The sequence below is a fragment of the Virgisporangium ochraceum genome (assembly GCF_016863655.1).
Classification (GTDB): Bacteria; Actinomycetota; Actinomycetes; order Mycobacteriales; family Micromonosporaceae; genus Virgisporangium; species Virgisporangium ochraceum.
In genome coordinates this window covers 57,098-64,728 of sequence record NZ_BOPH01000009.1, presented here as the reverse complement: position 1 = coordinate 64,728, position 7,631 = coordinate 57,098, and the positions used below count along the sequence as shown (strand labels likewise).

At 69.6% G+C, this 7,631-nt stretch carries 6 protein-coding genes; 5 read left to right on the top strand and 1 reads right to left on the bottom strand.

The window, feature by feature from the left end:
* Positions 1-101 precede the first annotated feature (101 nt).
* Positions 102-1,361: a DUF2786 domain-containing protein gene (locus Voc01_RS03550; protein ID WP_203925786.1), complete on the bottom strand. Its 1,260-nt coding sequence runs from the start codon at positions 1,359-1,361 to the stop codon at positions 102-104.
* 33 nt (positions 1,362-1,394) lie between these two features.
* Between Voc01_RS03550 and Voc01_RS03545 the strand changes: the two genes are divergently transcribed.
* From Voc01_RS03545 to Voc01_RS03525, 5 genes are all read left to right on the top strand, one after another.
* Positions 1,395-2,351 carry an ADP-ribosylglycohydrolase family protein gene (locus Voc01_RS03545; protein ID WP_203925785.1) on the top strand — a complete coding sequence of 319 codons (957 nt, stop codon included), beginning with the start codon at positions 1,395-1,397 and terminating at the stop codon, positions 2,349-2,351.
* 110 nt (positions 2,352-2,461) lie between these two features.
* The gene (gene htpG / locus Voc01_RS03540; RefSeq protein ID WP_239159913.1) at positions 2,462-4,273 is read left to right on the top strand and encodes a molecular chaperone HtpG; all 1,812 of its coding nucleotides are present in this window, start codon (positions 2,462-2,464) and stop codon (positions 4,271-4,273) included.
* Between the two features lie 125 nt (positions 4,274-4,398).
* Positions 4,399-4,896: a hypothetical protein gene (locus tag Voc01_RS03535; protein WP_203925783.1), complete on the top strand. Its 498-nt coding sequence runs from the start codon at positions 4,399-4,401 to the stop codon at positions 4,894-4,896.
* The gene (locus Voc01_RS03530) at positions 4,893-6,296 is read left to right on the top strand and encodes a hypothetical protein (protein ID WP_203925782.1); all 1,404 of its coding nucleotides are present in this window, start codon (positions 4,893-4,895) and stop codon (positions 6,294-6,296) included. The genes Voc01_RS03535 and Voc01_RS03530 overlap by 4 nt, the downstream gene beginning before the upstream one ends.
* The gene (locus Voc01_RS03525) at positions 6,293-7,627 is read left to right on the top strand and encodes a vWA domain-containing protein (RefSeq protein WP_203925781.1); all 1,335 of its coding nucleotides are present in this window, start codon (positions 6,293-6,295) and stop codon (positions 7,625-7,627) included. The genes Voc01_RS03530 and Voc01_RS03525 overlap by 4 nt, the downstream gene beginning before the upstream one ends.
* Positions 7,628-7,631: the final 4 nt, after the last annotated feature.

The following is a 7,631-nucleotide window of genomic DNA, read 5'->3' as shown; positions in this document are numbered from 1 at the left end:
CGACGATCAAGGCATGACGGGCAGTGGCGGCGGCGGTCCGTCCGAGCTGAATATCGGCTTTGCCCGATCCGTGACTGCGCGCGTACCTGCGACTCGGGACACTAGGACAGTTCACGTCTCGGGTTCAGTGACGCGCGGTCGGCGGCGGCGCGGCCCGACCGGTAGCCTTCGGCGTTGCTGACAGACACCTCGCGGTACACGAGGTTCGGGAACGCCGCGTGGAAGCTCTCCTGCACCGCCTCGTCGCGGGCGGCCAGCACGGGCAGCAGCGAGCTGCCCAGTTCCGCGGCCGCCTCGCGGCCGGCGCGGTCGCTCGCGCCGGCGAGCCGCTCGCCGATCCGGGTGGCGTACGCGGTGAGGAACGCCATCCGGAACGAGCGGGTGCTCGACCGACCGTGCCGGTCGCGGCGGGACCCTTCGGCCGTCATCGCGGCGGTGGCCTGCACCAGCAGCGACGTGTACAGCAGCTCGACCAGCTCCAGGTCGGTGGGGAACCCGAACACCGTGCACGCGCCCAGCGCCTTGGACCACACCGACCGGCACCGGTTGGCCCGCGCCACCTCGCCGAGCAGCATCGACTTGGCCATCTCGTACGGCGCCTCGACGCCGATGCGCACCCCCGCCGGCTCGGCCGTGGTGCGGGCGGCCGCCTCGATCAGGGCGGCGTCGATGCTGTGCCGGGCCATCAGCTCCTGCGCCTTGGCCGTGTACGTCTCCGCCTCCTCCGGGAACGTCGTCGACTCCGCCTTGGCGAGCAGTCCGCGGATGCGGTCGAGGGTCCGCGTGTTCACGCCGTCGCCCGACGCTCCCGGTCGAACAACCGCCCGACGGCCACCGCGCACGCGCGGGTCGACCCCGCCCACGACGGTGCCGGGCGGCGGGATCAGTACCGGGATCGGCCCCAGCTGCCGCAGCAACCGCAGGACGAGCACCACCGCCTCCACAGCCGCCAGCCGGTCGACGCCGAGCCGGGCGCCGAACCCGTCGAGCCACTCCGCGTCGGAGGTCCACCACACCTCGGCCACCTGCGCCGACCAGCGCGGATCGACCACGGCGTCGGAGTAGGCGCGCATCCGCGCCGCCACCCCGTCGGCCATGGCACCGGCCGCGGCCGGGCCGTGCTCCCGCCGCGCGAACCGGACGAGGTCGACCGGCTGCCACCCCTGCCGCCACACCGGATCGACCGCCTCGCCCAGCGCCGCCAGCAGCGCCCGGTTGACCACCGTGGTGCCACCCGGCATTCCGAGCCCGGTTGCCAGATCCTTCGCGTACACGGCGGCGAGCGCCGGGTCGACCGCCGCCGACGACGCTACGGACACGACACCCGCCGCGTACTCATACGGCGTTTCTGCGGCACTCATGACCGGCCACGCTACCGGTAGGATCGATCACACATGTCGCCGACACTTTACGAACGCGCACGTCTCGATCTCTGTTACGACAGCCTCACGGGGCTGTCCGTGGGTGACGCCCTCGGCGCCCAGTTCTTCATGGTCGGCCGTTCACTCGCCGATCTCCGCGCGGGCATCCCACCTCCTCCGGTCTGGGACTGGACCGACGACACCGAAATGGCCTGCACGCTTGCCGCCGAACTCCGGGATCACGGCACCGTCGACAGCCCCGCCGACCAGGACCGCCTCGCCTACGACTTCGCCGACCGCTGCGAGCCCTACCGCGGCTACGGAGCCGGCGCCGTGGTGTGTCTGCACGCGATCCGCGACGGCATGCCGTGGCGCGAGGCCGCCGGTCGCCTCTTCGGCGGCGAGGGCTCGTGCGGCAACGGCGCCGCCATGCGGGTCGCCCCGCTCGGCGCCTACTTCGCCGGCGACCCCGTCCGGGCCGCCGCGCAGGCCACGGCCTCGGCGGAGGTCACGCACACCCATCCGGAAGGCATCGCCGGCGCCGTGGTCGTCGCGGTCGCGGCGGCTCAGGCCGCCTCGGCAAGAATCTCGGGGATACGCCCAACCGGGGCTTCCTTTCTCGAAAAGCTTCGCGCATACGCCGGCGAGGGCCAGTTGGCCCGGGGGATGGACCGGGCGGAGCGCCTGCTCGGCCGCTCGGGCCTTCCCTCCGTCGAGGAGGCGGCCTACGAGCTGGGCAACGGTTCCCGGGTCACCGCGCAGGACACCGTGCCCTTCGCCATGTGGGTGGCGGGCACGTACCTGCACGACTACCCGGCCGCGATCACCGCGTGCGTGGAGGCCGGCGGCGACGTCGACACCACGGCGGCGATCGTGGGCGGCGTGGTGGCCGCGTTCACGTCGGTGGGCGGGCGCCCGGAGGTGAACGGGGTTCCTCCGACCTGGGTCGATGCCCGGGAGCCGCTGCCGGGCTGGTGCGAGCGTTCATGATCGCCTACGCCTCGTAAAATCCGAGCGTCCGCTGCCGTGTATGGAGGATGAAAGTGAGCAACCAGGAGACGCTCGAGTTCCAGGCCGAGGCTCGCCAGCTGCTGCAACTGATGGTCCATTCGATCTACTCGAACAAGGACATCTTCCTGCGCGAGCTGATCTCCAACGCGTCTGACGCACTCGACAAGCTGCGCCTCGAGTCGATGCGCAACAAGGACCTCGACGTCGACACGTCTGATCTGCACATCGCGATCGACGTCGACAAGGAGGCGCGCACCCTGACGGTGCGCGACAACGGCATCGGCATGTCGCGCGACGACGTGGTCGACCTGATCGGCACGATCGCGAAGTCGGGCACGGCTGAGCTGCTACGCAAGCTGAAGGAGTCAAAGGAGACCTCACAGGACTCGATCGGGCAGGACTTCATCGGCCAGTTCGGCGTCGGCTTCTACTCGACGTTCATGGTGGCCACAAAAGTCGAGCTCGTCACCCGCCGCGCGGGGGAGACCGAAGGCACCCGCTGGGAGTCCTCCGGCGAGGGTACGTACGTCATCGAAACGGTCGAAGACGCCGCTCAGGGCACCGCGGTCACCGTCCATCTCAAGGCGGAGGACCAGGAGGACCACCTTTACGACTACACCGCGGACTGGAAGATCCGCGAGATCGTGAAGAGGTACTCGGACTTCATCGCGTTCCCGATCCGCCTCTCCGGCGAGTCCGATGCCCTGAACTCCATGAAGGCCCTGTGGGCGCGGCCGCGCAGCGAGGTCGAGCAGAGCGAGTACAACGAGTTCTACAAGCACATCAGCCACGACTGGACCGACCCGCTCGAAACCATCCACATGAAGGGTGAGGGTGTCTTCGAGTACGAGGCGCTGCTGTTCATTCCGTCGCGGGCGCCGTTCGACCTGCACATGCGCGACGGCAAGCGCGGCGTTCAGCTGTACGTGAAGCGCGTGTTCATCATGGACGACTGCGAAGCGCTGATGCCGAGCTACCTTCGCTTCGTCAAGGGCGTGGTCGACGCCCACGACCTGTCGCTGAACATCTCCCGCGAGATCCTGCAGCACGACCGGCAGATCCAGGTGGTGCGCCGGCGCCTCGTGAAGAAGGTTCTCTCGACCATCAAGGACCTCCAGGCCAACGACGCCGAGAAGTACGCGACGATCTGGAAGGAGTTCGGCCGGGCCATCAAGGAGGGCTTCCTCGAGGACCCGGAGAACCAGGACGCGCTGCTCGGCGTCCTCTCGGTGGCCTCGACCCACGACGCCGCCGAGCCGACGACGCTGGCGCGGTACGTCGAGCGCATGAAGGACGGCCAGAAGGACATCTACTACGTGACGGGCGAGTCCCGCACGATGATCGAGAACTCGCCGCACCTGGAAGCGTTCAGGGCCAAGGGTTACGAGGTGCTGATCCTCACCGACCCGGTCGACGAGGTCTGGGTCGAGCGGGTCACCGAGTTCGATGGCAAGCCGTTGCAGTCCATCGCGAAGGGCCAGGTCGATCTCGGTTCATCGGAAGAGGAGACCGCGTCGGCGCGCGAGGAGTTCGCCGACTTCCTGCCGTGGATGACCGCGACGCTGACCGACGAGGTCAAGGAGGTGCGCCTGTCGTCGCGGCTCACGACGTCGCCCGCCTGCATCGTCGGCGACGAGCACGACATGACCCCGACGCTGGAGAAGATGTACCGCGCGATGGGCCAGGAGGTGCCGCACACCAAGCGCATCCTGGAGCTCAACCCGGGCCACCCGCTGGTGACGGGTCTGCGTGCGGCCCACGCCGCGAACGCGGAGAACCCGGCCCTCAAGGAGACCGCGGAACTGCTGCACGGCATGGCGCTGCTGGCCGAGGGCGGCGAGCTGAAGGACCCGGCGAGGTTCACGAGGCTGCTCGCCGACCGGCTTGCATCGGCGTTGTAGCCTCTCTTCTCCGTTCGGCCGGCCGGCCACTGTCCAATGTGGTCGTGCCGGCCGAACATGTGGTGGGGCGCGGAAAAGTGTCGCACCCATGCGATAGAAATCTTGGCGACAGGCCAGGAGGTCGCATGGATCCTTGGGAATCATCTTATGAGTGGCGCAGTGCTGCGGCGGTCGTTCCGCCGGTGCAGCCACGTAAGTTGGCGAAGGTGCCGTTCGTCGAGTTGGCCGACGGCCGACTGCAGGGTGTGGTGTCGAGCGGGTCCGACATCGAGCGGGTCTACGTCTCGTCGTTCGCCGCCAAGACGCACGTGTACAGCTGCAGTACCAACAACAACCGCCCGTGCGGCGGTCTGCGCGGGTCGCCGTGCAAACATCTGCAGACGCTGCTCGACGAGGCCGTGCTGCAGTACGGCTCCGAGCGCGTCATCCGGTACCTGCACGTTGACGCCGAACCGGATGCGAGCACGTGGGACCTGCTGCGCGCGATGACCGGGCACCAGGAGTCCGCTCCGGCGGCCACCGTGTTCAGCCGGTTCCTGCACCATCTCGCGTACCTGGAGGTGCCGGGCAGCACCGATCCGTTGCCCGAGCTGCACTGGTTCCCGGCGGGAGTGGGCTCATGAGAGGTACGCAGCTGGCCGAGGTCCACGCGTTCGACGACGCGGGGGTCACGGCCGCTCTGGAACTGGTCACCGCGTTCGACGACGCGTTCGTCACCGGGTTCGCCAGGCTCAACGAGGAGCGGGTGGGTGCGCTCACCGCGCTGTCGGGCGCGATGGCGGTCACGCCGCTCGGTGAACGGGTCGCCGAGGCGGTCGACAAGGTGGCCGCCGGGTCGATCGCCGACGAGCACCTGGTCGCGCTCGCCGCCGCCCGGTCGGCGCTGCTCGGCTCGGTGCACGACGCGCTGGTCGCGGGCGTCGACAGGGCGCTGGGACGGGAGCGCGCGGCGTACGAGGCCGCGCCGGTCGACGGCGGCGAGGAGCACCTGAACCTGCTGGCCGGCAGCCGGTCGTGGCTGCGGGAGCTGGCGATCGCCGGCTGGCGCGGTGTCGACCACGACCTGGTCTCGGCGGTCGGGCAGACGGTCACGGCGTTGCTCGCCCTGCCCGCGGAGTCGGGGCCGTCCCGTCGACGGCTCGCCGTTCTGCTCGACGGTCTCGCGGCCGAACTGCGCGCGGCGAGCCCGATCGCCACGATGGACAAGCTGCCGAAGCGGCGCTGGGCCGACCTGTGGTGCCGGGCCCTGCTGCTGTCCCAACCCGGGCAGGGGGAGCCCGTGGCGGCACCGGTCTCCGGTCGCCTGCTCGTGCTCGGTGCCGACGTGCACGAGCACGCCACCGCGGTGCAGGTCCAGGTGCACGGGGTGCTGGAGACCGGCGAGGGCGCCCGGCTGGTACGCGCGAGCGTGTCGGCCGCGAAGGTCGACACCATCGTCGGCCGGGCCGTGTGGAAGCTGCTCGCCCAGCACACGATGCTCACCCAGGCGCTGGCCAAGCGCGTCTCGCTGACGCTCACCGACATACCGCTGCTGCCCAGTGGCGACCTGGTCTGGCACGACGACAGGGCCCGGCCGGGCGAGCCGGCCGACCCGTTCACCACCGCGAAGACGATGCTGTCGGCGGCGGTCGCGCCGGCCGCTCCGCCGTTGCAACGGCACCCGATCGGCATCGCCGAGCCAGTCCTGCTGGAGCACTACTCCGTCGAGAACGACCTGCTCCACCGCGACGGCGGTCCGGAGGAGGGTGTGCGGTTGGCGTTCGACCGGCTGCCGTCGTCGGGGCCGTTGACGGCCGACCTGGTGCGCAAGTCGAACGCGTGCGTCGGGTTGCTGCGGTGGGACGCGGGCGCGTGGTCGGTGCAGCCGCTGGCCGTGCGGGTCGAGTCGAAGAAGGGCGACGTCGAGTACCACAACGGCGACTGGGCACTGGGTCACCCCGATCCGAAGGTGGTCAAGGCCGACGCGAAGGACGACGCCGTAGGCACCCTGCGCGAGCGCGCGGGACGGTTGCTGCGCAAATGAGCGAGCACTCCAACCGACGGCAGGTGCTGTACTGGCGGCTGATCGCCCGCCTCTTCGACCCCGAGGAGCAGCCCGGCCTGGAGACGGCGAGCGTCGCCATCGTCGACGACATCGCGCTGCCCCAGGCCCTGCTCGACCCGAGCGTGTCGGTCGACACGATCGTGCAGCGCTACCCGGAGCTCGCGGCGGAGTTCCGCGGCCTGCTCGCGGAAGAGGGCGCAGACGCCGGAGCGTCCATAGTAGACAGTTCGGAGGATGGGCCGGGCGACGACGAGGTGCGGCGGGCGGCGCTCGTGTCGAAGCTGCTGCTGAACGTCTTCAACACCGGGCAGGGGAACGTGAGCGCCGGTCAGCTGTCGCGGTGGCAGCAGGACGCGGGCTGGTTCGAGCAGGCACTCGGGTGCGAGCCGGGGCACCTGCGCACCGGTCCGGGCAAGAACGAGGGTCTCGGTGTGGTGCTCGGCGGCCTCGAAGGCGACCTCATCAAGCGGATGCGGCTGCGTGAGGTGCTCGCCGACAACAAGCTCGCCGCCCAGCTGAACCCGAGCATGTCGCTCATCGAGCAGCTCCTGCGCGACAAGCACAACCTGTCCGGGCTGGCGCTGAAGAACGCGAAGGCGCTCATCCGCAGGTTCATCGACGAGGTGGCGCAGGTTCTGCGCACCCAGGTGCAGCAGAGCAGCGCCGGCACCATCGACCGCTCGGTCCCGCCGAAGCGGGTCTTCCGCAACCTCGACATCGAGCGCACGATCTGGAAGAACCTCACCAACTGGAACGCGGCCGACGAGCGGCTGTACGTCGACAAGCTGTTCTACCGGCAGACCGCGAAGCGCACCACGCCGGCCAAGATGATCGTGGTGGTCGACCAGAGCGGCTCGATGGTCGACGCGATGGTGAACTGCACGATCCTGGCATCCATCTTCACCGGGCTGCCCAAGGTCGACGTCCACCTGATCGCCTACGACACCAGGGCGCTCGACCTCACCCCGTGGGTGCACGACCCGTTCGAGGTGCTGCTGCGCACCCAGCTCGGCGGCGGCACCGACGGCAACGTCGCGATGGCGCTGGCCCAGCCGAAGGTCACCGACCCGCGCAACACGGTGCTGGTCTGGATCTCCGACTTCTACGAATGGCGGCCCGAGCCCCTGTTCGCCAGCATGGAGGCCCTGCACCGCTCGGGTGTGAAGGTGATTCCCGTCGGCTCGGTCAGCAGCGGCGGCCAGGCGAGCGTGTACCCCTGGTTCCGCCAGAAGTTCAAAGACATGGGGACGCCCGTGCTCTCCGGTCACATCAAGAAGCTCGTCCACGAACTCAAGAACTTCCTCGCTTAGGAGA

What these genes read in the sequence shown, in the direction of transcription:
- Voc01_RS03550 (WP_203925786.1), bottom strand. Translation starts at nt 1,361, where the DNA reads ATGAGTGCCGCAGAAACGCCGTATGAGTACGCGGCGGGTGTCGTGTCC.
- Voc01_RS03545 (WP_203925785.1), top strand. Translation starts at nt 1,395, where the DNA reads ATGTCGCCGACACTTTACGAACGCGCACGTCTCGATCTCTGTTACGAC.
- htpG (WP_239159913.1), top strand. Translation starts at nt 2,462, where the DNA reads ATGGTCCATTCGATCTACTCGAACAAGGACATCTTCCTGCGCGAGCTG.
- Voc01_RS03535 (WP_203925783.1), top strand. Translation starts at nt 4,399, where the DNA reads ATGGATCCTTGGGAATCATCTTATGAGTGGCGCAGTGCTGCGGCGGTC.
- Voc01_RS03530 (WP_203925782.1), top strand. Translation starts at nt 4,893, where the DNA reads ATGAGAGGTACGCAGCTGGCCGAGGTCCACGCGTTCGACGACGCGGGG.
- Voc01_RS03525 (WP_203925781.1), top strand. Translation starts at nt 6,293, where the DNA reads ATGAGCGAGCACTCCAACCGACGGCAGGTGCTGTACTGGCGGCTGATC.